The sequence below is a fragment of the Natrinema sp. H-ect4 genome (assembly GCF_041894845.1).
Lineage (GTDB): Archaea > Halobacteriota > Halobacteria > Halobacteriales > Natrialbaceae > Natrinema.
The window spans coordinates 435,148-459,997 of the sequence record NZ_JBHDYC010000001.1 but is presented as its reverse complement, the minus strand read 5'-3'; the positions used below and the strand labels follow the sequence as shown (position 1 = coordinate 459,997).

Here is a 24,850-nt window from a genome sequence, read left to right as displayed (position 1 = left end):
GTGCGACGGCCGACAAACGAGTCGATCCATCAGTCACACCGTAATCCCTATTACGGTATGTGCTATCACTACAAACGACCATGACTGAAGCCGTGATTGTCGACGCCGTCAGGACACCGTTTGGAAAACGTGACGGATCGTTTCGGGACACGCACCCGCAGGACCTCGCGGCAGCTCCACTGAAAGCGCTGCAAGAGCGTAACGGCTTCGATCCAACGACGATAGAGGACGTCATGTACGGCTGCGTCAAGCCAGTGTTCGAACAGGGATCGAACATCGGACGTATCGCACCCATGGTCGCCGGGTGGGGCGATACCGTTCCGGGCTTCCAACTGGATCGAATGTGCGGTTCCGGACAACAGGCGCTCAATCTGGCCGCAGCGAACGTCCGCGCCGACTTTCACGACGTCGTCGTCGCCGGTGGTATCGAACACATGACGCGGGTCCCGATGTCCAGTAACCGGAGCGGAAAGACGGCCGAGCCCGACATGACTGATACCTACTTCGATCACTACGACGAGCTGGTCCATCAGGGCGAAAGCGCGGAACGAGTCGCTGAGAAGTGGGATTTCGATCGGCGGGAGTTAGACGAAATCGCCGTCGATTCACACCGCCGCTGGAAGCGAGCGAACGACGAGGGACGGTTCGACAGTCAGCTCGTCCCCGTCGAGACCGAAGTCGACGGCGAGGGTATCGTCGTCGAGGAGGACGAACACCCTCGGCCAGACACGGATCTCGAGACGCTCGCGAATCTGCCGTCGGCGTTTCGCGACGAGGGCGACGGCGTCATCCACGCGGGGAATTCCTCCGGAATCGTCGACGGTGCGAGTGCGCTTCTCGTAGCGAGCGAGGAGGCCGCCGACGAACACGGGTGGGAGCCGATGGCTCGCGTCGTTCAGACCGAAGTCGTCGGCGTCGATCCGGTACTGATGCTGACGGGCCCCATCCCCGCGACCGAGCAAGTTCTCGAGAAGGCGGACATGGAGCCCGGTGATATCGATCTGTTCGAGGTCAACGAAGCGTTCGCGTCGGTCGTCGCCGCGTGGCTCGACGAAACGGGGATCTCGTGGGAGGACACCAACGTGAACGGTGGAGCGATCGCTCACGGTCATCCGCTCGGGGCGACGGGCAGCGCGCTCGTTACGAAACTCGTCCACGAACTCGAGCGAACCGGCCAAGACACTGCGCTATCGACGATGTGCATCGGGTTCGGCCAGGCCGTCGCGACGATCGTCGAACGCGTGTAGGACACGGTACTCGACCGGTGCTGACTTCGTCGTGTGCTCGGCGATGGGTGACGACTCGGTGGAAGAATGGAACCTGCACTCTGAAACTGCACCGTCCGTTACGGAATAGCGACTCGACGATTCGGATCGTACTGGAGTTACATATCAACGCCGTACTGTTTCGCAATCGTGTTGAGCTGAATCTCGTCGGTTCCTTCGACGATGCGCTGTGTCCGTGCGTAGTGCAAGCGGTCCATGAATTCGTTCTCCTCGGAAAGGCCGTTCGCACCGTGGATCTGGACGACGTCGTCGGCGATCTCCCAGAACGTGTTCGTCGCGAACCACTTGAGAATCGACGATTCGGCGATAACGTCGTCGCCCTGATCGAGCGACCACGCGCATCGAAGGCCGACCGTATCGGCCGCGAACGCGTTCGCTCGACCGCGTGCGATCTTGTGGGCGATCGACTGAAACTGGCCGATCGAGTTCCCGAACGCCTCCCGATCGTTCGCGTATTCGGTCGCACGATCGAGTAACCATTCGGCGTTACCGACCGCTCGCGCTCCGATTTCGACCCGCCCCAGTCCGAGGAACGACATCGCATCGTAGAACGCGTTGTCGACCTCCCCGAGGATTCGGTCCTCCGAGAGGCGGACGTCGTTGAAGTGGACCTCTGCTTGCATCCCTTCGCGCCCGACGGCGTTGTTGAACGAACCGATCTCGTACTCGTCCTCCTCGACGATGAAGCAGGTGATGCCGCCGTAGCGGCCGGCTTCCTCCTGCGACGTGGTCCGTGCAAACACCTGGATGAAATCCGCGTACGGCGCGTTCGTGATCCATTGTTTGGTGCCATTGAGCACCCACTCATCACCGTCCTTCTCGGCGCGAGTGGCCATGTTCGGCGAGTCGGATCCGACACCGGGTTCGGTTTGGCCGAAGGCGGTCGTTTTCTCCGCACGCATGGCCGGCTCGAGGTATTTCTCCCGCTGTTCGCCGTCCGCTTGCGCGAGCAGCGGTTTGGGACCCGACGGGCCGGCGAGTACGTGCTCGGCGAGGGGGACGCCCGTCGCTGAGAGTTGCTTGTTCGCCAGATACCACGTCACCGCCGAAACGTCGTCGCCACCGGCGTCGGCGGGCATGTTCATCGCGTAAAACCCGGCCTCCGCACTTTGCGTCCTGATCTGATCGATCGCCTCGAGTACGTCGTCGACGATTTTCCCGTTCGCTTCGTGACCCAATCGCGGGTTCGTAAGCTCCGTCTCGAGTTCGTTTGCGATCGGCTCGACCTCCCGTTCGACGAACTCATCGAGGCTCTGGAGAATAAGCTCTGTCTCCTCGTCGAGATTGAAGGACACACCTGTGCTCGCAGCCGATTTCTGTGTCATGTGCGTACGATCCGTTTCGCTTGCATATAAACCCGTTTCTCTCCCGTCAGACGAGGGAATCGTCCCTCTATAGTATTCCGCGCAGATCCGACTGTCGACGGAGGCTGTCGTGGAACTGCTGACTACCCTTTGCGAGTATTTCAATAGCACGCCGCAGTGAGAATAACAACCTTACCTCGTTATTTTGTTCGATATCCTGTGAGATTCGCGTGTATTATCAGGCCAGTAGTTGAGTATAACAGGTCGATATTCCCGCCGAAAGCTCCGTGAAATACTACCAAGTGATAGTCGTGAAAAGACGATGGTACCCGCAAAATACCTCGCTATCACGATCGCGATTTTCCCCTGATCGCTCCCTCGAGCCGTTCCTCACGTAACCGGTACGTTTATCACCTAGTACTATCGTTCTATCGTATGCCGAATATGAGTGATAAGTTAGCACGTCGATCGTTCCTACAAACGGCAGCCGCAGCAGGGGTTCTTGGAGTCACCGGTTGTTTAGGTAGCGAGAGTACAGGGGAAGGGAACACGATCTGGACGACGATGGCGTCGGAGAGTTCGTCGTATGCGTCCGTTCAGGGCATTGCGTCACTCGTCAATGAGGAGTCGGACGAGGTGCAAATGGAGGCAAAGCCCAGCAAAGGAACTGGTGCAAACATCGGTCGTCTTCAGCGAGACGAAGCTCACGTCGCGTACACGCAGAGCTTTGACGCTGTTCGAGTAACGGAGGGGATGGAACCGTATGATAACCTGAATTTCGAGTTGAACGAGGTCATCCACTGGATGTCTTCCCCGTTCCTTTTCGTGACGCCACACGACTGGGATTCGATCAGTGATATCGGATCGGATAGTCGTGTCTCTCCCGCTGAAGAGGGTGCCGGGACGAGAGACATGTTGGAAAAGGCACTGGGATACGTCGTCGACGACTACGATGCAACGAGCGTGCGATTCACTCAGCAGGCCGGCCCCTTCCAGGAAGGGACGCTCGATGTGGGTATCGTTCCGCTGATGAATGGCGCGATCGAGGGTTCGTACGTCGAAGAACAGAAGAGCACGGTCGACCTCAGTGTGTTGAAGTGGCCGGATAACGCCGTCTCTGAGATGGAATCGGATCCGCTCATTTCGATGGTCGAAGTGGATATGACTCAGTTTGAGGGCTATGCTAATGTCCCAGAGGATCAACTGATGGTGCCAACTGCAAATTTCAACTTCGTTACTCGTAACGATGTGGGGTACGACGCTATTTACGAAACACTCAGTATTATGTACGAGAACCGGGAATCACTGAGTGATTACCATAATATACTCTCCTTCCACGAGGACCCAACCCATTGGGTAGAGAACTCCTATGAAACCGTCCCGTTCCATCCGGCGGCCGCCGATTTCTACGAGGAGAACGACATGTGGGACCTCGCAAAAGGCGGTCGAGCCGACGAATAACTGAGCGAAGCGATTACACACTAATCACATATGTCCGTATCCAGCCGATCAGCACATGCACTGTCGCTCCTCCGGGGCGTAATATTTGCATCCGGAGTCGCACTAACGGTAGCCACACTCTACTTCGCATACGCGTTACCGATGAGTCGACTTCGGTTCTCGAATCTGTTCCTCGGGATGGGTCTATTCCTCTTCTACATGCGAGAGATCGAGGAGGCGATCGACGATAGCGGGAAAACTGTAGCCGATCCTGCTGGGAAGGGGGGAAAACGCGTTTTGACCGATGAAATCGACGTAGTCAGTAGCCGACTGCAGCGATGGTTTGACCGGAGTAGTACGATCTGGAGAAAAAACGTTCGTCCCGTAATTACTCGAGCCAACCCAGTTGTTTGTCTCCTGCTCGCGATTGTTGCAGTGGGTGCGACCGCCTACGTCGAACACAACTTCGATCGATTGTTGAGCGACGCACCGATCATGGGCTGGTCACAGACGGACCTCCTTATCGGAGTCGTTATTATCCTTCTCGCGGTAGATGCAACGTATCGCGCGTACGGAAAGGCGATCGCAGCCGTCGTTGCGGGATCGTTATTGTACGCGACAACGATGATTGGGCCCCTTCTTCCAGGAGTATTCGGTCACAGCGGCCTTGGATGGGAGCAGATCAGCCGTAACGGTGCGATTGGATTATCCGGTGTCTATGGGTTTATCCTCACCGTCGGATCGACGTGGGTCGCGATTTTCATTATGTTCGCCGGGATCGCAAAGGTGTACGGACTGATGGATTTCATTATCGACGCCTCACAGGAAACTCAGAAATCACTCAAAAGTGGAGTTGTCCATATCGCTGTCGTGGGGAGCATGGTGATGGGGTCGATCACGGGTAGTGCCGCGGCCAACACTGCGACGACGGGCAGCTTTACCATCCCGATGATGAAAGACCAGGGGATCAGGAAAGACTTCGCTGCCGCGATCGAGAGCGTCGCATCGACCGGTGGACAGATGCTTCCGCCAGTGATGGGAGTCGCAGCGTTTCTCATGGCGGACATGCTCGGCATATCATACGTTCGCGTGATTCAGGCTGGAATTCTCCCTGCAGCGTTGTTCTACTTCAGCGTCTTCATCGCTGTCCATCTAGTGTTACTCAAATACGGATGGACGGTCCCCAACACCGGAAAATTCGACAAGAGTGTCCTCCTGTCCGGTATTCACTTTCTGGTTCCGCTGACTGTGCTCGCGTATACGCTCGCCGTCATGCGTCTCACGCCGCTCGGAGCCGGGCTATACTCTACGATCGCATTAATCGGAACCGTCTATGTGAGAAACTTCATCACTGACGGGCTATCGCTATCCGTCGCTGCTGAAACGACGAAACAAACGATACACGGTTTCAGACAGGGGGGCGTCGACGTAGCCCCGTTAGTCGGCGTGTTGGCATCTCTCGGAATCGTGCTCAGCATGGTAACCCAGACGGGGCTCACGCAGAAGATCAGCGCCCAGATGGTCGGTCTCGCTGGTGGCATCTTCGTGTTCCTTCTGCTCATCGCTGCGATTACCAGCATCATGTTCGGGCTGGGAATGCCGACACCGGCCGCCTATATTCTGGTCGTCATTCTCGTCGCGCCAGCGATGGTCGGCTTCGGCGTGAGAGAAATCACGGCGCATATGTTCGTCTTTTACTTCGCGATGCTTTCGGCGATCACACCCCCCGTGGCAATCGCAGTTGCGATCGGATCGAAGATCGCCGATGCGTCTTTCCTCACCTCGAGCAAACAGGCGCTCCGGATCGGTGCACCCGGATTCGTCATTCCGTTTGCGTTCGTGACGAACGACAGCCTCCTCTACTGGTCGTTCCCCAAAACGATCGTCGCTGCCTGCCTCGTTTTCGTGAGTATAGCGTCTCTCACGGTCGCAACGACCGGATTCAATGGACAACGCACGATCTCCCTCCCGCATCGGGGACTCTACCTGGCCCTTTCCGGGGTCGGAATGTGGGGTCCATTGGTGATTCAGGGCGCTGCAGTAGTTGGTATCATTTGCCTCCTCGCGTTCGAAAATAAGCGCGTTGAAATCGCCCGAATGGGCTCTAAGCTGGGAAATTAACGGGGAGGTATTTCCGACCGCGTTACTGGTTCGAGACGACACAGAACGATTTCTGAATCCCCGTTGGATACTGTTCGGTACGATGCCACCGTTCGACGAGAGGTAATCCGTCCACCTCGTTCGGACAGGATTCACTCACACCCGAACCGGCGGTCGAACGGTCTATAGCGGTTCGCAAACACCATCTCATCTCCGAGAAAGACTTCCACCCCTCACGTGAACGTTCCCGGAGCAGCCCCTCACGTTCGTCGCAGACGATCGCACAATGTCTCGGCTGAGTAGTGTTCCGGCGAGTATTCCCCGTCGACGACCACGCAGAACGTCCCATACCCGTTCAGGGAATCGAGCGTCATCCATCGCCTTTCCGTGATAGTGTGTAATTCGTTTCTGTGACTACTATAGAGTCGGGAATTCGTCGTCCGTCTTCTCTGAACGGTACACTTTTTTATCCGCGTTGGGAACCGACTGCACATGGTAGTAGATAGTGACACCATCGAGACTGTCGCAGTGATCGGAAGCGGTCAAATGGGACGCGGAATCGCTGCCGTCGCCGCGTTATCCGGCTACGAGACCACAGTCAACGACATCGACGAAGAACAACTCGCGGAGGCCAGAGAGGAGATCGAATGGTCGTACGAGAAGACCGTCGAAAGCGGGAACGCGACCCAGGCGGAAGTCGACGGTGCGATCGACCGACTCGAGTTCACGACCGATCTCGAGGAGGCAGTCGGCGACGCGGACTTCGTCACCGAGGCGGCGGTCGAGCAGCAGTCGGTGAAAGAGGAAATCTTCGAGGACCTCGATGACGTCGCACCGCCGGAGGCCCTCCTCGCGACGAACACGTCGGGGCTCAACATCACCCGGCTCGCCGAAGTGACCGATCGCCCGTCACAGGTCGTCGGAACGCACTGGTTCAATCCCCCGATGCTGATGGACCTGGTCGAGGTCATTATGACCGAACACACGCCCGATTCCGTCGGCGACACCGCGGAAGCGCTCATCGAGTCGTTCGACAAAACGCCGATCCGGTGTAAGATCGACATTCCCTCGTTCATCGTCAATCGACTGATGCGTCCCTACGGTGAAGGCCCCGCGTGGATGGTCTACCGCGGCGAATACGCGATCGAGGAGATCGACTCCGCGATGAAGTTCAAAGAGGGATTCCCGATGGGGCCGTTCGAACTCGCCGACTTCACGGGCGGGATACAGGTTCGAATCGAAGGGGAACAGGACCACCTCGAGGACGATCGACCGATGTCCTACGATACGGAGGTCTGCCCCATTCTGCATCAGCTGTACGAAAAAGGGCGATACGGACGCAAGGCCGACGCGGGCTACTACGACTACGACGAACGTGACGAACCGCAGATCCCGGTCGACGCGGGCCAAGGCTTCGATACGCTGCTCGTCTGGGCCCCGATCGTCAACGAAGCGGCCAAGATGGTCCAAAACGACGTCGCGAGCGTCGACGATATCGACACCGGCGCTCGACTCGGCGGTAACTGGCCGGTCGGACCGCTCGAAAAGGCGGATCAGGTCGGCCTCGACGTCGTCGTCGAGAAACTGACCGAAGTCGCCAGCCGACACGAGGACACGAACAAACTCGCCGAAACGCTCCCGTGTGACCTGCTCGTCGAGAAGGCGAAGAACGGCGACACGTTCTACTGACCGTCCCGGCAGTTGGAAACCGGTGGGCCCGCTTTTCGCGCCCGCGCTTCTCCGTTTCTCAGTACCTACGACGGTTCTGCGTTGGCGCTCTCGAGCGGCGCTATCGCCGGTCTCCGCTCCGGGTTCCCACCGTAGTTCCGCAATACGGAACCGGAGTCTCCCTGCGTTCTCTTCGTACGTCTCCAGATACCGTCTCATCGATCGGGTTCCTGCGATGTAATCCCGTTACGCCAGCGTTCCTCGATACAGAACGCGATAGGTGGTGGTATCACACTCCGATCATCGAACGCGCCAGACATTTACAATCGTATATCTGTAATTTATAGTATCGATGCTCTCCGACCCGTCCCACGGCTCGAATAGAGATACTTTTCACTACACATAGTATAGGAATAAAATACGCGAACGGCAATCTCGTTCCGTAATGCAGAACGCTCGGTAGTGTCCATTCACGCCAATCACAGTTCTGCCCGCGGCGCTCAACGTATTCGTTCTCTAGGGAGCGAGCAGACTATGGCGAGTAAACCGCTGGCAATCGAGGGGGCTAGTCGTAGGGATCACAGTCATCCGAACCGGTGCGCTCGGTTGTCTTTTCGGTGGTACACTACGGGCCGTCGGACACGACGTGTGGTTGCTCCGCCACCGCCAGTCGGCCGTCGACGCGATGACCCGAACTGGGACGATCAGTCGACTCGAGTCGACTCACCGGTCCAGTGTGCTCCAGGACGTCCGCGCAGAGCGGAGAATCGAAATCGACGGAGTAGAACGGTGCGCTGGTCGAAATTGGCCGCGAAGAGCACATTGACGTACCGGTCAACGAACTCGTTACCCACCTCGTCCGGGGTCTCGAGCGGAGCGATCTCGATCGCGGTCACGCCAACTAACGGCCGATCGGTCGGACTCGAAGCGGATCCATCACATCCATATAGCTTCGACTGAATGCCGATAGCAGATGAACTCGAGAATGGACTGGAAATATCGTCACACGGTCCTCGTCCTCTGTATGTTCGCGTTTTTCGTGACGTACTTCGCCCGTCTACTCGTCAGCCCGGTCGTTCCGTTCATCATCGAGGATTTCAACGTTTCGAACACGCAGATCGGGATCTCGCTTTCCGGCATGTGGATCGCCTACGGGCTGACGCAGTTCCCGAGCGGCGTCTTCGCGGAACGCTTCGGTGAGAAGCGCATTATCGCGGTCGCGGTGGGCGGGACGGCAGTTACTAGTCTCCTGGCCGCTATCGCGCCCCTGTTCGTGGTGTTCGCCGCGTGCGTCGTCCTCCTCGGTGGCGTTGCCGGCCTTCACTACAGCGTCGCGACGACGCTGCTCTCTCGGACCTACGACGATATCGGGACCGCGCTCGGCCTCCACTCCTTCGGAGCGCCCCTGGCCGGCCTGCTCGCCCCGGTCATGGCCTCCTGGGTGGGTATTCGGTACGGGTGGCGGCCCGCCGTTGCGCTGGCCGTCCTGGTCGCAGTTCCGATCTTCGTTCTCTTCACGTGGCGGATCCGGCCGACCGAGCCGCGCCACCCCGAGCGATCGATGCGGGAGCAGTTCGCCATCGCGCCGCTTCTGGAGTACCTCTCGAGACCGCAGATTGCCTTCACCCTTCTCATCGCGATCATCGCGACGTTCGCGGTCAACGGAATAGTCACGTTTCTGCCGACGTTTCTCGTCGAACACCGCGCGCAGTCACCGGCGCTGGCGGGTCTCGTTTTCTCCGCGTACTTCGTCGTCAGGGGCGGCGCTCAGATCGGCGTCGGCGTCCTCTCAGATCGAGTCGGCCGAGACTTCGCTGTCGCGACCTGCCTGATCGCCGGGGCGGGCGGGCTCGCGCTGTTCGTCGCCGGTCCCGGTCTCGTCGCGGTCGCGCTCGGCGTCCTGTTGTTCGGCATCGGCTCGAGCTTTTTCGCCTCGCTGGAACCGCGATTCATGGACGTACTGGGTGACGACGAGCGGGGCGCGGGGTTCGGACTCGTCCGGACAGTGTACGTGGTCTTCGGCTCAACCGGATCGTTCGGTGTCGGCCTCCTCGCCGATCTGTTCGGGTGGGGCGTATCGTACAGCGTCCTGGCGGGACTCTGCGCACTCGCGTTCGGAGCCGTCGTCTGCAACTCCGTTTTCGATCTGGGGTACTGAGCTCGAATGTGGGATCGCTTTCGATGAATGCGGGAGGTGCCGTCTCGAGGCAGTTCTACCGCCTCTTCCCGATTGCGCGACCGTCTCAGTCGTCCTCGCAAACGCCATCGTCCGCGACGGTGGTGCACCGACGACGAACAGCGTTCCGTCCTCGAGCGCCGTCACCTGCCGCCACTTCTCCGGCGAGACGACCACGACGTCTTCGGCCTCGAGTTCGATCGTTTCGTCGCCGATTTCCAGTCGGACCCGGCTGTCGAGGACGAGGTACAGCTCCTCCTGCTCGCGGTGGTGATGGCGGTTGCCAGTATCCCCTTCTTCAAACACCCAGATGTTCGGTCGCATCGCTTCCGGTTGGAGTTCGTACCCGACCGCTTTCCCTCGCTGATCGAGGTCGTCGACGCTCCGCAACTCGAGGTCGTCGAGGCTGACTCGGCTGAACAGAGGCCCGCTTCGACGACGAGCAGCAGAAAGAAACGCCAAACGGTCGAATCTGCCGGATCGGTTGCGGAGCCGTCCAATCGTGAGTACAGTCGATCGCACCTTCCGCGGCGCGAGCGAACGTGCAGGGGGTCTCTCCGATTGGAGCACGTCCCTCCGCCTAAATTACGTTCTCCGTACGCAGCAGCTCGATCTCCTTGTCCGAGTACCCCAGCGCCCCGAGCACGTCGTCAGTGTCCTCGCCCAGATCGGGCATCGGTTCGGCCGCAAACTCGAGTGAGTCGGAGGCGATCGGATTGTCGATGTACGGCACCGGGCCGTCCTCCGTTTCGAGTTCCTTGACCAGTTCGAGATGCTCGGTCTGCGGATGGTCGAGCACCTCGTCGAGCTGGTTCACGTCACCCCACGGAATACCCGCCTCGGCCAACCGTTCGGCCCAGTAATCGCGGGACTCCTCCGCGATGAGGGACTCGATCATCGGTTCGAGAACGTCGCGGTTCTCGACCCGGCGTTCGTTGTCTGCGAACCGCTCGTCTTCGAGCAGGTCGGGACGCTCGAGGACGCCCTCGCAGAGCAGTTCCCAGTGCGCCTCGCTGAGGATGGCGTAGTTGACGTACTGCTCGTCGGCCGTCTCGTGCGGTCCGTAGGGGGTCAGCAGGTGGTGGCGCATTCCGATCCGCTCGGGCAGTTCGTCGTTGTGCCAGTACTTGTGCGGGAAGTAGCCGAGCCACGAGAGCATCCCGCCGAACATCGTGACGTCAAGTTCCTGGCCCTCGCCGGTGCGTTCGCGGTGGAAGAGCGCGAGGAGCGCCGAGATCGTTCCGTAGGTCGCGGCGTTGATGTCGCAGACACTCAGGGGAATCTTCGCCGGCGCGTCCGGCGAGCCGTTCATCGGAATCAGCCCGGTCTCGCCCTGCATAACCATATCGTAGGCTTTCCGGTCGCTGTAGGGGCCGTCCCGGCCGTAGCCGGAGATGTTCAGATAGATTACATCCTCGGTAGTCTGCCTAATGTCGTCGTATCCGACGCCGAGTCGTTCGACCACGCCGGGCGACGAGTTCTGGACGACGATGTCGGCCTCTTCGGCCAGTTCGTGGAAGATAGCGGTCCCCGACTCGTTCTTGAGATTCAGTTCGACGCTCAGTTTGTTCCGATCGACCCAGGCGTGGGCGGACGAATCACCGTACACGACAGAATCCCAGTGGCGGTTTACGTCCCCCACGTCCGGTCGTTCGACTTTGATCACCTCGGCACCGAAGTCACCCAGCATCCGGGTGCACAGCGGCGCGCTGATCCCGTTCTCGAGGCTGAGAACCGTGATGTCGTCGAGTGCGAACATGCTCAGAGGTCCTCCGGCTGGGTTCCGATCCCCTCCGGCCAGCCCGGCGGCTCCGCGGCAGAGGGGTCGGCGTGTGCCCGTTTCAACACCATCGGCGTGCGTTCGAGGCTGAGGACGAGGTCGTCGTGCTGGTTGTACGCCCGGAGTTCGGTTTCCACGATGCCGACGTGGTCGCGGGATTCGAGTTCTCGCTTGCTCAGGACCTCGCTCTCGGCGAAGAGGGTGTCGCCGTGGAAGACGGGGCTGTGGTGACGAATATTGTCGTAGCCGAGATTCGCAGTGGCGTTAACCGAAACGTCGACGACGCTCATTCCGACGGCCGTCGAGATGACGACGAGACCGTTGACGAGCCGCTCGCCGAACTCGGTCTCGGCGGCGTAAGCCTCGTTGAAGTGCATCGGGTTGAGGTTCATCGTCACATTCGTCATCCAGACGTTGTCCGTCTCGGTGACGGTCCGGCCGAAGGGATGCTTGTAGACATCACCGACCGTGAAATCCTCGTAGTATCGGCCGTGCCAGCCCTCGACGAGTCGTTTGTCTGTCGCTTCCTCGCTGTCGTCCGCTGTCTCGCTGTGGTCCGTCATGGGGTTCTATCGTGAGTCGTGTTTCAATTAGTACGAGCGCGGCAGGCCGAGCACGTTCTCGCCGAGGTAGTTCAGGGCGAGTTGCTGGGTGATCGGCACGAGCCGGGTCAGTCTGGCTTCGCGGAAGTAACGCTCGACGTCGTACTCCGTCGCGATGCCGAATCCGCCGTGGGTCTGGACCGCGGCGTCGGCCGCCTCGTAGGCCGCGTCAGCCGCGAGGAACTTCGCCGCGTTCGCGTACGCGCCGAGATCGATGTCCTCGTCCGAGGCCGCTCGGTCGGCCGCGTTGTACGTCAGCTGCTTGGCCGCCTGCAACCGCGCGTATGCCTCCGCGAGCGGGTGCTGGATCGCCTGATTCGAGCCGATCGGGCGGTCGAACACCTCTCGCTCGTTGGCGTAGTCAACCGCCCGCTCGAGCGCCAGCCGACCCAGCCCGATGCACTCGGCGGCAATGACGAGCCGTTCCTCGTTGAGGCCGTCCAGCACCTGATAGAACCCCTCGCCCTCGACGCCGATCAGGTTCTCGGCGGGGACGCGAAGGTCGTCGAACCAGAGTTCGAACGAGTGAACGAAGTCGCTGGCGGACTTGGGGATCGCCTCCATCTCGAGTGCCCCCTGCTCGATGGCGTCATCGATGTCGACGAGGAACATCGAAATTCCGCGCGTTCGCTTGTCGACGTCCTCGAGCGGCGTCGTTCGCGCGACGAGGACGATATAGTCGGAGACGTCGACGCGGGAGGTCCAGATCTTTTGGCCGTTGATGACGTACTCGTCCCCGTCGCTTTCCGCGCGCGTTTCGATCGCCGTCGAGTTCGAGCCCGCGTTCGGCTCGGTCAGGCCGAACGCCTGAATCGACGCCTCGCCGTCCGCGACCCGGGGAAGCAGGTCACGTTTCAGTTCTTCACTGGCGTACTCGACGATGGGGACGGAGTTGTACACGCCGCCGTGGACCGCCTGCGCGGCACTGAATCCGCCGCCGTTCGCGGCAATTTCCTCCATCATGACGACGGTTTCCTGGGTCCCCATTCCGGCACCGCCGTACGCTTCGGGAATGAGGACACCCATCCATCCGTGGTCGACAAGCGTATCAACGAACTCTCGGGGATAATCGCCCGCTTCGGCCTGGTTACGCCAGTACTGGTGGTCGAAATTCGAACAAACGTCGCGGACGCTGGTCTGTACCAACTGCTGACTTTCGGTCAGCGTGACAGCGTCGCTGAGGAGTTGGGCCATCAGTCTCATATCGGTGGAACGGGGTAAAAGTATTATGTCCTCGTCGTCGAGCTGAGTCAGCGGTGTCGATCTGTGATGCGAAGCGCTCGGAACGAACGTTGTGTCGCCAATCGACGATCAGGTTCCCGTTTTTGTCCAAGAACGGCCGATCGGCCGCTGCCCTATAGTAGCCACTGCACGTCATTGCACGCCTGATCGACTGACAGCTGTCCGATCAGTGTGTGAATCGTTTCAGTGGCTACTATATTGTGATCCCTCGAGGCGACGCCATCGATCAGCACACGGTGAAGCCGGAGTCAATCGTGATGTCTTGGGAAGTGTTTCGGCGTCTCCGGCCGATACGAGGGACCCGCTCTCTGTGTGCAGTTCTCCGACTCGGGTGCGGCGAGCGATTACCGTGTCCCATGCGGCGGACGGTTACCGAGTACCAGTCGTGGCAACGAGCATTAATTCTCGGGAATTCGAAACGCTAGGAGGAGCATTCCGGCCGCGAAGACGGCCAGTATCGTGAACCCCTCGTCGAAGAAGCCGCGTTCTGCCGCCGCTCCGAACAGCACGGGGCTAATCGCGCCGATCGTGAACCCGATGGATCGGAGAATTCCGAACCCCGTGCCGCGGATATCCGCAGGGAGGGAGCGAAGCAACGACGGCTCGAGGACCGTCGCGAAGCCGAGCAGGGTGCTCACGAGCGCCGTAACCGCGACGAGACCCCAGAGTCCGTCGACGAACGGCAACATGACGAGGGCGATCGTCGGACCGCTCGCGACGATCACGAGCGACCGCCGGATGCCGAATCGATCGTACGCCACCCCGGAGAGCGGCTTGATGCAGATGCCGAGCGCGAAGAACGTCCCAAAAAGGAGACTGGCGACGGTCGCCGAAAGCCCTTTCTCCTCGATCAGATACGTCGGGTAGAAGCTTGTAAAGGCCTGCCAGACGACGAGGCCGAGGATCAACGCCGCCGTCGCGGAGACGATCGTCGGCCGTCTCAACGCCGATCTGAGCTCCGTGAGGTCGTCCCGACTGAAGCCCGAGTCGCCGTTCGACGTACTCGTGGAACGAATCGGAATGACGAGCCAGAGGGCGACGGCCGCGAGTATGAACAGCGGAATCACGAAACCGAATCCGTACGTCCAGAGGAACGTCGCCGCGAGCACGCTGGCGATCGGGGGAAGGATCGACTGGCCGGCGTCCTGTGAAGCGGCCGTCACACCGTTCGCAGCGCCGAGTCGCTCCGAGTAGAGCCGGGAGAGGACGGTGTATCGACCGACTGCGTACAGTGCCGTTCCGAACCCGAACAGCGCCGTCGCGACGAAGAGGACGATCGCGGATCTGGCGGTGATGACGAGGGTCAGCGTTCCGGCGGAGATCACCGCGCTGGCCGTGAGCGTGAATCGCTCTCCGAAACGATCCGCGAGGACACCGCCCGGAAATTGGCCGAACGCGTAGGCGAGGAACAACACCGTCAGCAGGAGTCCGGCGGTCGTCAGGTTGAGTCCGTAGGCCGACCGTAGTGACGGGAGCATGACCGGATAGATCATCCGCACGCCGACGGAGAGAAACCAGCCGCCGGCGACCGCGGTGAGTACCTTTCCGCGTCCGCCACTCCATAGTTCGAGCACGCCGTTCCTGAACGCGGAGAGGGGCCTGAAAGAGCTATTTCTCACGACGGGTCGTTACCGTGTCGCAATGATAAGTATTCTGTTCGTCATCGTGAGAGACGGCATCGGATCGCGACGGCGTTCGTCTCGAGATGCTCCTGCTTCCGTCCGGTCTTCGCGAGGCAACAGGACCGATCCTGCCGATCCGCTGTGGGACGACGGGCGAGCGTTTATGGTCACTGATGACATTCACCACAGTACGATGGCGTCACCCGAATCGGACCCCGAACCGGAGTTCATCGACGATAACGATCGACTGCGTGAATTCGTCGAGACGGTGAAAGCGACCGCTGACGAACACGAGGAGGTGCCACCGCTGCTCGAGTCGCTGGCGGACCCGTTCGAGGAACTCCTCGCGGACGACGACTGGCTTGCTGAACGGTATCAAGAACTCGCCATGGATGACGTGGACGACAAGGGCAATATGGGAGAGGACATCGCCCAGTGGCTGCTGTACCGGGAGGGAAACAAACTGTCGGTGTTCACGCTCGTCCTCCCGCCGGGCGCCTCGACACCGGTCCACGATCATCTCGCCTGGGGACTCGTCGGAATCTACGGTGGAACGCAACGCGAAGACTTCTACCGCCGGGTCGATGACGCAACGAACGACGAAGGCGAGGCGGAACTCGAGCGGATCCGGACCGAGCGCATGGAACGCGGTGACTACTACGAACTGATCCCGCCGAACAACGACATCCACTCCGTCGAGACGACGTCGAACGAACCCAGCGTCAGCGTCCACCTGCTCGGCGCGGACGTCGGCTGTATCGAACGGCACGCGTTCGACGCCGACGGTGACTCAGTCGAACTGTTCCATTCCGGGTATACGAATGTCGAGTGCGAGGACGTTCTCGAAACGCCGGACGCGGGACACGGACACCAGCATGGGCACGACCACGACCATACCCACAATCACGACACGTAACTGATCGTGGGTGAATCGGAACGACGACTCGAAGAACGGGAGCCACGGCAACACCGTCTGACTGGAATCGTCCCGCCCCTTCCGGTTACTCAGCTAATACTACTATCCCACAGCACCGTTCCAGGGCGCTGTTCAGAGTAGAGTGTGACGGAGTGAGGCGGTGGAATTCGTTGTGCTATGCCAGAATTCGACCGCCTCGACGGATCTAGCATCGTGATCGAGTTGGATTTTGTGGAGCGCGAGCAGACACCGCTCGAACTCATGGAACTCAGTATCCAGCTCCTGTTGTGTGAATCATCACTTTTGGATACTGTCTCTATCTTAGAGTACTTGGTGTCGAACGGGCGTGCTCGACTGTTCACAATTGGGTCCAAAAGGCCGACGTACAGCCGACAGACGGTGCCCAGCCGGATCAGATCGTGCTCGACGAGAACCGTGATCCATCTCGACGATCAGCGCTACTGGCTGTACGTTGCTGTCGATCCCGAAACAATCGATTTTCTCCATTTCAGGCTGTTTCCGACGGGAAAAGAGGGTGTTACCTCGATCTTTCTCTCTGAACTCATCGAGAAACACGACGTCGACGACGCCGTGTTTCTCGTCGATTCTGGATCGTGGCTGAAAGCTGCACGCAACCGACACGGCCTCCGATTTCGTCACGAGACGCACGAAAATCGGAACGCCGTCGAACATCTCTTTCAAGAAGTAAAACAGCGAACCTACCAGCTCGGAAATTGCTTCAGATACGCCGAACCGAATATTGCCGAAACTTGGCTCCAGCGCTACGCGTACGTATGGAATCAACGAAACTGAACACGGCCCCGTTAGGTCCGAAAATTTGAGTGAGATTCAGCGGCGGTACAGCCGGTTTCACGGGCCGTCAGCCGTCTATCTCTTCGTCAGAAATCGAGTGCGGATCACGGCCAGGGTCGTCGACTGGTGGCGCGCCGAACGCAAGGACAGCGCCGCCATCATCACTGATACAGCGATGGCCGTGGCCGATCTTCGGCGCGGCGACCCAGAAGGTCCCCTCGTCTGCCTCGACGAACTCTTCCTCGCCCGAGCGGCCGAGTTTCAACGAGAACGTCCCCTCGAGGACGTAGAAGAGTTCCTCCTGCTCCGTGTGCGCGTGATATCCGATCTCTTCGCCCTCGTCGAAGTACCAGATCTTCACCGCAGTATTCTGACAGTCGAGCTCCTCGTCAACGGCCCGAATGTCCAGATCCGGCGGCATTTCGTCGACTTCAGAGAGGTCAGTGAGCGGTACATCCTCGCTATCGACAACAGTGTACTCCATACCCATGTGAAGTATTAGCTTGGGAGACTATAAGTTTTGGATCGCTACGACGCTCTATCACGGGACCGTCTCGTAGCGGCGTTCAGAGACAGTTGAAAAAGTACGGCGTTGCGTTTCGACGTGCTTCATGCTCTGAACTACCCCGGCCTACTCGCCGCCTTCGGTGGCTCCGTGGGCACTGACAGCCTCACCGCTACCGCTAAAACGCATGACCCGTTCCACTATAGTAACCGTTAGAGCTTTTTACTCAGATATTGTTGTTGAGTGTAGTGGAGCATCTCGACGAGATCTCTGTCGAGGAACTACAAACAGCCCTCGACAATGTGGAAGGAAAGAAGCCGACACAACGGCTCTTAGCAGCAATTGCGTACAAAAACGGTCTTACGCAAACTGAACTAGCTGAGTGGTACGGCGTTCAGCGCCGGACGATCTATAGCTGGCTCAAGCGACTCGACACCGATGAGTCGATTGAGCAGGCTGTTACTGATGCTCATCGATCTGGGAGAAAACGAAAGCTTTCAGAACAAGAGCAAAAAGAGTTCGAAGAGATCGTCCATGAATCTCCCGAAGAAGCTGGCGTTGACGCGCCGGCGTGGACGCCGGCGCTCGTCCAGCAATATCTCGACGAGACCTACGATGTCGAGTACTCAATCCCGAGCTGTCGGCGACTGCTCAAGGAAGCGGGATTGCGTTATCAAAAACCTCGCCGTACAGCCGCCGAATCTGATGCTGATGGGCAAGAAGCGTTCCGTGAGAATCTCAAACAAAGCGGCGGGAGATGGACGCCACGGTAGTCTGTATCGATCAAACCAGGAAATCTGTCCAAGTCGAACCGCGTGCCGCGTGGTTTCCGCGCGGCACGCGGCCGTCTGTCGAATTATTTGGACAACGTGAGTGGACGTGTCTTTTGGGCGCGATCACTGAGGACAGTGATCGCTTTTTCTCTCGGTTCGAAGAGTACGTTACCGCCAATCACGCAAAACATTTCATTCTTGTATCATGCCAAGAGTTTGAAGATGACTTGATCATTGTGTTAGATGGAGCACCGTACTTTCAGGCGTCGGCCGTCACGGACCTGGCGGCCCGTGACGACCTCTCCTTCGTCACGCTACCGGCGTATTCGCCGGAACACAATCCAGTCGAAGGTGCTGGAGACAGTTACAAACGGCTCTCAGCAATCGGTTCTTCGACTCAATTAGCGAGTTACCAACGGCGGTCGATACCGCACTTGCTCAACTTTCTGTTCCAAGAGTGAGTAATTATTTCTACTGTCTACTATTTCTCGGGCGGGGGACTGAGACATCGTGCCATCTGGTACCGTGAATAGAGTGGTCAATAACGATTGTTGGTGTATTATACAGAAGCTACGTCTGTGAAAGTATAAATAGCTCCAACTCGAATCTAGTCTATGAAACGAACCGAATACAGAGATCCGATTACCAACGTCCGCCTCGAGCAGCCTGATCTCCCGATCTACATGCCCGGAACTCCAACCCCCTCGTTCATAGAATACATCGAGTTGCTCGCAAGTATGCTCCGCTGATCCGGTATTCCATATGACTGACCGTGGTGAATCGCTAGACGGATCGTAGTTTCAGTGGTCGACAGTACGCTTGATAGCAGAGACGGTCGCTCGCGTTGCAGAGAGCGAGGGTTCCCGCTTCAACGCGCCGGTTTCACGGACTACGTCGGTGCTATCTGTCGGCTCACCGGAACAATCCGTTTCGATGCGGACTCGAGTTGTATTCTTCAACCGGTAATAACACGTTTCATATATGAAAGTATAGTTATTAATTCTGTGTCGAATCGGTCACTGGTTCGTTTTGTCCCTCCTCGGCTGGCACGTTTCCACCGAAAGCTCAACACGGTCTCGACTAACATAGTACTGTTTGAATATCCCAATTCACATACGAATATTCGCCCGACCGCCCACTCACGAGTTCCGGAAGCGATCGATACGCATCTCGAGTGGATAAACCGCTTTTCGGCTCGATTTCGACCGGTATCGTTGTTCTGATCGCTTCGTCCTCCGCGAACAAGCAGTCTGATAATCGAGTCGATCACGAGAAACTCATCAGCCGGTAGATCGTGTTCTGTGCGGATTCAGCGGCGTAACGCAGCTATCGAGTGGAAATTATATCACTGAATACCATAAAATAAAACATTCACTTAGTACCGATATTTATTGCATGATATATACAATACTGGTGGGTATTGCTTTCGAGAATAATGCCGTTGATAGCGACCCGAAACAGCTTCGATGGCAGTGGGTCGCATACATTATGTGGTGTCGACACATCTAATTATAAATTGTGCACTGAGAAAGCCATCGCACTCGAGAAACGAACCGGGAATCGGAATCGGCTCGATCGGAACGGTCACTCCATGAGTCGATAAAGGGATCCCCAGAAGATCCCATCGACCGCGATTTCGTCGGCAACGGCGACGTTTTTGCCTTGATCGTGTTTGGAGCGACGCCCGACCGGCCGCTGTGAGCGAGAACGATGTGTTGAATCTGGTTCTCCTCACCGACCACTTTCTCGTGTGGCGACCGCCACGGAATCTCGGTTATATCGTCGAAGTTGCCGTCGGCCATAGCCCTGTCCCAGGCTTCGAGTACCAGTTCTTGCAACTGGTCAATGACGACGTGGGGCGAACACGAGAGTCGACTGTGGAGAAATTGTGGGTACTCCGCGAAGAGTGCGATTCCGATGGGGTCTACCACGATCGGTCGGGTCGATCGGAAAACAGTACCGCGAGCTGGTTAATCGCCTTCGGCAACGTAACCGACGTTGGGCGTCTCAGCTATCCTCGACTGGACCACGATGAATAGTATCGCGGCCGCTGCGGCACCGATACGGGGCGTCAGCGACGGCCACACCATCGCGACGACGCCGAGTACAACGTACACTGCGCGTATGCCGTAGCTCAGTGGCGCCGAGATATCGAAGGGGCGAGGCGCACAGTTGAGACCGTGGATGATCGCGACCGCACCCAGCAGAAGGATCAGTCCCGAACTGACGGTCGCAAGGGTGAGTCCACCGGTCACGATTTCGGGGTTGTAGATGAACGAGAACGGGAGAATGAAAAGCGGAAACCCGAGTTTCAGTGCCTCAACCGCAGTCTTCCAGAAGTTCGAGTTGGCGATGCCGGTCGTAACCACAACTGCGATAGCGATCGGCGGCGTGATCCCCGAAAGGATCGCCGCGTAGAGCACGAAGAAGTGAGCAGCGACCGGGTCGATGGCGAATTCGCCGGTCAACGTCGGCGCGATCAACAGCGCGACGATGGTGTACGCCGCCACGGTCGGCATCCCCAGTCCCAGGATGAGACAGACGACCATCGAGAGGATAGTCGTGAATAGCAGGACGCCGCCGGCAACGCCGACGATCGCGAGCGAGAGTTTGCCCGGAAGACCGGTCGCGTTCAGCAAGTCGACGATCCCGTTGACTGCCGCGATGATGATTGCGATCGGCGCGATGGCGACGGCTCCGAACTTGAATCCGGAGACCGTGTTGTTCGCGGCGTCGCGGACCGTTTCGATCGGGTCCGCGTCGCCGTCGGCGACGCTGAGCAGAAGGGGGATCCCCGTGCCCGTCAGCACCATCGCCCCACAGGTGTACAGCGCGGAACTAATGACCGTCCACTGAGCGATCCCGAGCGTGTACAGCAACACGGCGAAGGGAACACCGAAGCGGATCGCCTCGATGAGCGGGTGATATCCATCGTCCAGATCCTCGAGTCGACCTTCGATATTAATGCCGCCCTCGGGGAGCTGTTTGACCGCCATGTAGTGGACGCCGATTGCGACGGAGATGTAGAACACCACCGCCGGAATGATGCCCGCGATGAGCACGTCGACGTAGCCGAGTCCCGGAATGAGCGAGGCCATGACGAACGCAGCCGCACCCATTACCGGCGGCATGATCTGCCCGCCGGCGGAGGCGACGGCCTCGATCCCGCCGGCCGAGTCGGATTTCATCCCGCTTTCTTTCATCAATGGGATGGTAAAGGAGCCGGTCATCGCGGCGTTTGCCGTCTGCGCCCCGTTGATCGAGCCGACGATCAGACTCGAGATAACCGCCGACTGGGCGACCCCCGACCGGAGGTACTTTGCCGTCCGGAACGAGAGGCGCATGATCAGATCGAACGCACCGTAGCCGCGCATCAGCCCCGCGTAGAGCAGGAACAGCGCGACCTTGACGGCGACGACCTGCGTGATCGAGCCGAAGAAGCCGTCGAACTCCATCGACAGAACGTTGATGATTTGTTCGAAAGCGACCCCCCCGTGACCCAACAGTCCGGTGATGAGGTTGCCGAAGTAGGCGTAGAGGACGGAAGCGATCACGACGCCCGCGAAGGCGGCCCCGAACGCCCGATAGGTCAGATAGAGGACGACGAGCCCGAACAGGCCGCCGATGGCGTATTCGTAGCCCAGGGCGTAGCCGATTCGCTGGGTCTCGAGTACCTCGTAATGCAGCCACACGTAGGCCGGCACGGCGACGCCGACGAGCGCACAGATCCACAGCCCGAGGCGCTCGAGTCGGTCGGATCCGTCGAGATTGCGGAGTTCGTCGAGAGTGTAGATGAGGACGCCACCGGCGAGGAAGGCGGCGCCGTACTTTGCCCGCGGCACCTCCTGAGTGAGCCCGTACAACAGCACCCGCGCCCAGAAAAGCAGGGCTACGACGGTGATGAGGTTGTTCAGCAGATGCTCCCGTCGGAGATCAAATGGCGACCAGACGGGCGGTTCGCTCTTGGTCTCGCTCATGGGCGCTCTATTCGCTGGTTTCGCCGCGGGTGTATGCGCTCATATCGACACCCTGCTCCTCGAGGTAGTCGTACGGACCGGGGTGGACTGGGAGGTCCTCGAGATACAGCGAGGCCATTGTCTCGGCGTCGCTGTGATCGAGGTACGCCGGCTGGCCCTCCTGAATCGCTTTGGTGTGCTCGTTGCTGATCCGCGCGAGTTCGTAGCCGACGTCGCGGGAGGTGTCGTTACCGAGCCAGAACTGGAAGTCCGCACCGTAGACGTCCATTTTGTCGGTGTCGAAGCTCTGTTGCTGCCAGCCGTAGACGTCGAGTTCGCTGTGGCTCGTCCCACGGGTGCCGTTCGCGGCCTCGGCGAAACTGTCAGTGAACTCGACGAGTTGGAGGTCGGCACGCGCGTCGACCTCGGTCGCCCAGCCGGCGAGGTTCTGGAAACCAGCGCCGTAGGCCACCAGAGCATCGATGTTACCTTCCTCGATGAGGCCGGCGACGTCGCCCGTGTCCGCGTTGACGATCGAGTCGGAGTTCTGGAGTTCGCTCCAGAGACCGGCATTCGAGAAGACGGTCTCGGCCAGCTGACGCAGTCCCCACGATGGCGGCAGCGGCCAGAAGTTGCTCCCGGCAAGGTCGTCGGTCGTCTGGATACCTGACCCCTTGACGGAAACCACGTGCATGTGGAGCGAGGTGATGGAGAACATCTGTTGCGGGAGCGTCTCCACCGACCGTTCTGCGAACGGTTCCTTGTCCTCCTGAGCGGAGGCGACGATGAAGTTCCCCGCGGTCAGCGCCTGCAGGTTCCCCTGTGAGAACTGACGAAGACTCGGCGGGTCGCCGCCGGTATCCTGGTTCTGCCAGCGAATCTCGCCGGCCGGATCGGTGTCGCCGGACTGGTCCTTGACGACGCGCTGGAAAGAGTTGCTCGCCGCACCGGTCGTCGAGCTCGCACCCGGAATGCCAACGCTCAACGATGCCATTCCACCACTGCCGCCGAGACAGCCGGCCAGCGCTGCGGCACCGACACCACTTGCTACTTTCAAAATATCCCGTCTTCTCGTGGAAGTCATACACACTACTCGGTGTATTCTTCCCAATTAAATCTTTGGAAACGGTGGAGGCCTTCAGCACCGATATAGTTGTCGTGTCTCTATCCTTTCTTCACGCCGCTCGGGGAAATCAGTCGAGAACGGTCCAGTCGGATCGGACGCTCACGTCTATAGTAACCACTGAAAGTCACTGCACACCTAATCGCATGATTGCGTTGCGATTAGTGTGTAAATCATTTCAGAGACCCCTACAGCAGTACCCGCTTTCGGTTTCAGTTTGAGCGTCTCGTTACTGCATCCGCCTTACTGAGACAACACAGCGAGATGAAACGGGACAGGATACTGTTCCACCTCGAGCGTGCACCGACAACGGGCGTTCACAGCGGACGGTTACAGGAGTTGATCGGCGATGATGTTCTTCTGAATCTCGCTCGTTCCCTCGTAGATCTTCGTGATGCGGGCGTCGCGGTAGTAGCGTTCGGCGGGGTAGTCCGTCACATAGCCCGAACCGCCGTGGACCTGAATTCCCTCGTCCGCGACCTCGACCGCGATCTCGCTGGCGAACAACTTCGCCATGCTCGAGAACTGCGCGGCGACGTTCTGGTTGTTCCGCTCGACCTCGGTTGCGGCGCGGTAGGTCAGTGAGCGAGCCGCCTCGACCTTGGTGGCCATCTCGGCGATTTTGTGCTGGATGGCCTGGAACTCGGAGATCTTCTGGTCGAACTGTTCGCGCTGATTAGCGTACTCGACCGCAGCGTCGAGCGCGCCCGTCGCAGCGCCCACGGCCTGTGCAGCGACGTTGGTTCGGCCCGAAGCGAAGAATTCCATGAGCTGGTAGAACCCCTCGTCGACCTCGCCGATAACGTTCTCCTCGGGAATCCGAACGTCGTCGATGACGACCTCTGCGAGGTCGGAGGCGCGGATACCGAGCTTGTTGTCGATCTTCTCGGTGGAGATGCCGTCGGTGTCCATCGGCAGAAGGAAGGCGGTGATACCGCGGTGGCGCTCTCCCGGACTCGTCTTCGCCATGACGACACCGATGTCAGCGACCGTGCCATTGGTGATCCACATCTTGTTTCCGTTCAGGATGTACTCGTCGCCGTCTTTTTCGGCAACGGTCTCGATACCCGAAACGTTCGATCCATGAGCGGGCTCAGAAATACAGGAACAGGAGGCGACTTCGCCGCTTGCGATCTTCGGCAGCCACTCCTCTTTCATCCAATCGTCGCCGAATTCGACGATCATGTTGGTCCCGAATCCCGCGCTGCCGACCGCGGATCCGATTCCGGGATCGGCTCGCCACAGCTCCTCGGTAACGATCGTCTTCGAGAGCTTGTCCATGCCAGCGCCGCCGTACTCGACTGGTATACTGGGTGCGACGAAATCGTACTCCGCGGCTGTTCGTCGTAACTCTTCGGGATATTTTCCCTCTCGGTCGTGTTCTTCCGCGACCGGCTGGATCTCGTTTTCACCGAACTCACGAACGGCAGCACGGATGGCTTCGTGCTCGTCGGACAGACTGAATGCCATACAGGTACTCGTTAGACGGGGGTGAAAGTAGTTTCGAGTCGAATCAGTATGACGAATACCCTCTCGTATTCCCT

The 24,850-nt window shown here is 59.0% G+C and carries 17 protein-coding genes and 3 pseudogenes; 10 read left to right on the top strand and 10 right to left on the bottom strand.

All coding sequences use genetic code 11. From position 1 onward, the window contains the following. Positions 1-80 precede the first annotated feature (80 nt). Positions 81-1,247, top strand: a complete 1,167-nt coding sequence (locus ACEWFR_RS02135; protein WP_374059486.1) for an acetyl-CoA C-acyltransferase — start codon at positions 81-83, stop codon at positions 1,245-1,247. A 137-nt stretch (positions 1,248-1,384) separates the two neighbouring features. On the opposite strand, the gene ACEWFR_RS02130 is transcribed toward ACEWFR_RS02135, so the two are convergent. Beyond that, positions 1,385-2,611 (bottom strand): acyl-CoA dehydrogenase family protein, encoded by a 1,227-nt coding sequence (locus tag ACEWFR_RS02130; protein WP_374059485.1) that lies wholly within the window; start codon positions 2,609-2,611, stop codon positions 1,385-1,387. Positions 2,612-3,025: 414 nt separating this feature from the next. Here ACEWFR_RS02130 and ACEWFR_RS02125 point away from each other — a divergent pair, with 414 nt between their 5' ends. The 5 genes from ACEWFR_RS02125 to ACEWFR_RS02105 all read left to right on the top strand — a co-directional run bounded on the left by ACEWFR_RS02125 (position 3,026) and on the right by ACEWFR_RS02105 (position 9,956). After that, entirely contained in the window at positions 3,026-4,051 is a 1,026-nt protein-coding gene (locus ACEWFR_RS02125) for a TAXI family TRAP transporter solute-binding subunit (protein WP_374059484.1), read from the top strand. 198 nt (positions 4,052-4,249) lie between these two features. Continuing rightward, on the top strand, positions 4,250-6,151 hold the full coding sequence (locus tag ACEWFR_RS02120) for a TRAP transporter permease (protein WP_374059483.1): 1,902 nt from the start codon (positions 4,250-4,252) through the stop codon (positions 6,149-6,151). Positions 6,152-6,622: 471 nt separating this feature from the next. Then, positions 6,623-7,819 carry a 3-hydroxyacyl-CoA dehydrogenase NAD-binding domain-containing protein gene (locus tag ACEWFR_RS02115; protein ID WP_374059482.1) on the top strand — a complete coding sequence of 399 codons (1,197 nt, stop codon included), beginning with the start codon at positions 6,623-6,625 and terminating at the stop codon, positions 7,817-7,819. 556 nt (positions 7,820-8,375) lie between these two features. Beyond that, positions 8,376-8,624 (top strand): 2-dehydropantoate 2-reductase N-terminal domain-containing protein, encoded by a 249-nt coding sequence (locus tag ACEWFR_RS02110; RefSeq protein WP_374059615.1) that lies wholly within the window; start codon positions 8,376-8,378, stop codon positions 8,622-8,624. A gap of 159 nt (positions 8,625-8,783) precedes the next feature. After that, positions 8,784-9,956: an MFS transporter gene (locus ACEWFR_RS02105; RefSeq protein WP_374059614.1), complete on the top strand. Its 1,173-nt coding sequence runs from the start codon at positions 8,784-8,786 to the stop codon at positions 9,954-9,956. 150 nt (positions 9,957-10,106) lie between these two features. Here ACEWFR_RS02105 and ACEWFR_RS02100 read toward each other — a convergent pair. The 5 genes and pseudogenes from ACEWFR_RS02100 to ACEWFR_RS02080 all read right to left on the bottom strand — a co-directional run. After that, positions 10,107-10,298, bottom strand: a pseudogene (locus tag ACEWFR_RS02100) (cupin domain-containing protein); the annotation flags it as partial. Positions 10,299-10,554: 256 nt separating this feature from the next. Continuing rightward, positions 10,555-11,733 (bottom strand): CaiB/BaiF CoA transferase family protein, encoded by a 1,179-nt coding sequence (locus tag ACEWFR_RS02095; RefSeq protein WP_374059481.1) that lies wholly within the window; start codon positions 11,731-11,733, stop codon positions 10,555-10,557. Between the two features lie 2 nt (positions 11,734-11,735). Further along, entirely contained in the window at positions 11,736-12,317 is a 582-nt protein-coding gene (locus ACEWFR_RS02090) for a MaoC family dehydratase (protein WP_374059480.1), read from the bottom strand. 27 nt (positions 12,318-12,344) lie between these two features. Further along, complete coding sequence (locus ACEWFR_RS02085) at positions 12,345-13,550, bottom strand: acyl-CoA dehydrogenase family protein (RefSeq protein ID WP_374059479.1); 1,206 nt, start codon at positions 13,548-13,550, stop codon at positions 12,345-12,347. Positions 13,551-13,996: 446 nt separating this feature from the next. Continuing rightward, a complete protein-coding gene (locus ACEWFR_RS02080; RefSeq protein WP_374059613.1) occupies positions 13,997-15,172 on the bottom strand; it encodes a nitrate/nitrite transporter in 1,176 nt (391 codons plus the stop codon). 241 nt (positions 15,173-15,413) lie between these two features. Between ACEWFR_RS02080 and ACEWFR_RS02075 the strand changes: the two genes are divergently transcribed. Both ACEWFR_RS02075 and ACEWFR_RS02070 read left to right on the top strand, forming a co-directional pair. Continuing rightward, positions 15,414-16,136, top strand: coding sequence for a hypothetical protein (locus ACEWFR_RS02075; protein ID WP_374059478.1), 723 nt, complete (start codon positions 15,414-15,416; stop codon positions 16,134-16,136). A 177-nt stretch (positions 16,137-16,313) separates the two neighbouring features. Next, positions 16,314-16,949, top strand: a pseudogene (locus tag ACEWFR_RS02070) (IS6 family transposase). A gap of 67 nt (positions 16,950-17,016) precedes the next feature. Here ACEWFR_RS02070 and ACEWFR_RS02065 read toward each other — a convergent pair. Then, positions 17,017-17,433, bottom strand: a complete 417-nt coding sequence (locus tag ACEWFR_RS02065; RefSeq protein ID WP_374059477.1) for a cupin domain-containing protein — start codon at positions 17,431-17,433, stop codon at positions 17,017-17,019. Between the two features lie 269 nt (positions 17,434-17,702). Between ACEWFR_RS02065 and ACEWFR_RS02060 the strand changes: the two are divergent. Continuing rightward, positions 17,703-18,756 (top strand): annotated as a pseudogene (locus ACEWFR_RS02060) (IS630 family transposase). 85 nt (positions 18,757-18,841) lie between these two features. After that, entirely contained in the window at positions 18,842-18,976 is a 135-nt protein-coding gene (locus ACEWFR_RS02055) for a hypothetical protein (protein ID WP_374059476.1), read from the top strand. A gap of 1,221 nt (positions 18,977-20,197) precedes the next feature. On the opposite strand, the gene ACEWFR_RS02050 is transcribed toward ACEWFR_RS02055, so the two are convergent. From ACEWFR_RS02050 to ACEWFR_RS02040, 3 genes are all read right to left on the bottom strand, one after another. Further along, positions 20,198-22,204, bottom strand: coding sequence for a TRAP transporter permease (locus ACEWFR_RS02050; protein ID WP_374059475.1), 2,007 nt, complete (start codon positions 22,202-22,204; stop codon positions 20,198-20,200). 7 nt (positions 22,205-22,211) lie between these two features. Then, on the bottom strand, positions 22,212-23,267 hold the full coding sequence (locus tag ACEWFR_RS02045) for a TAXI family TRAP transporter solute-binding subunit (RefSeq protein ID WP_374059474.1): 1,056 nt from the start codon (positions 23,265-23,267) through the stop codon (positions 22,212-22,214). A gap of 369 nt (positions 23,268-23,636) precedes the next feature. Next, on the bottom strand, positions 23,637-24,776 hold the full coding sequence (locus tag ACEWFR_RS02040) for an acyl-CoA dehydrogenase family protein (RefSeq protein WP_374059473.1): 1,140 nt from the start codon (positions 24,774-24,776) through the stop codon (positions 23,637-23,639). Positions 24,777-24,850 lie beyond the last annotated feature (74 nt).

Excerpts from the sequence above, each read along its gene's own strand:
- ACEWFR_RS02135 (WP_374059486.1), top strand. The coding sequence starts at position 81 with ATGACTGAAGCCGTGATTGTCGACGCCGTCAGGACACCGTTTGGAAAA.
- ACEWFR_RS02130 (WP_374059485.1), bottom strand. The coding sequence starts at position 2,611 with ATGACACAGAAATCGGCTGCGAGCACAGGTGTGTCCTTCAATCTCGAC.
- ACEWFR_RS02125 (WP_374059484.1), top strand. The coding sequence starts at position 3,026 with ATGCCGAATATGAGTGATAAGTTAGCACGTCGATCGTTCCTACAAACG.
- ACEWFR_RS02120 (WP_374059483.1), top strand. The coding sequence starts at position 4,250 with ATGCGAGAGATCGAGGAGGCGATCGACGATAGCGGGAAAACTGTAGCC.
- ACEWFR_RS02115 (WP_374059482.1), top strand. The coding sequence starts at position 6,623 with ATGGTAGTAGATAGTGACACCATCGAGACTGTCGCAGTGATCGGAAGC.
- ACEWFR_RS02105 (WP_374059614.1), top strand. The coding sequence starts at position 8,784 with ATGGACTGGAAATATCGTCACACGGTCCTCGTCCTCTGTATGTTCGCG.
- ACEWFR_RS02095 (WP_374059481.1), bottom strand. The coding sequence starts at position 11,733 with ATGTTCGCACTCGACGACATCACGGTTCTCAGCCTCGAGAACGGGATC.
- ACEWFR_RS02090 (WP_374059480.1), bottom strand. The coding sequence starts at position 12,317 with ATGACGGACCACAGCGAGACAGCGGACGACAGCGAGGAAGCGACAGAC.
- ACEWFR_RS02085 (WP_374059479.1), bottom strand. The coding sequence starts at position 13,550 with ATGGCCCAACTCCTCAGCGACGCTGTCACGCTGACCGAAAGTCAGCAG.
- ACEWFR_RS02075 (WP_374059478.1), top strand. The coding sequence starts at position 15,414 with ATGGCGTCACCCGAATCGGACCCCGAACCGGAGTTCATCGACGATAAC.
- ACEWFR_RS02065 (WP_374059477.1), bottom strand. The coding sequence starts at position 17,433 with ATGGAGTACACTGTTGTCGATAGCGAGGATGTACCGCTCACTGACCTC.
- ACEWFR_RS02055 (WP_374059476.1), top strand. The coding sequence starts at position 18,842 with ATGAAACGAACCGAATACAGAGATCCGATTACCAACGTCCGCCTCGAG.
- ACEWFR_RS02050 (WP_374059475.1), bottom strand. The coding sequence starts at position 22,204 with ATGAGCGAGACCAAGAGCGAACCGCCCGTCTGGTCGCCATTTGATCTC.
- ACEWFR_RS02045 (WP_374059474.1), bottom strand. The coding sequence starts at position 23,267 with ATGACTTCCACGAGAAGACGGGATATTTTGAAAGTAGCAAGTGGTGTC.
- ACEWFR_RS02040 (WP_374059473.1), bottom strand. The coding sequence starts at position 24,776 with ATGGCATTCAGTCTGTCCGACGAGCACGAAGCCATCCGTGCTGCCGTT.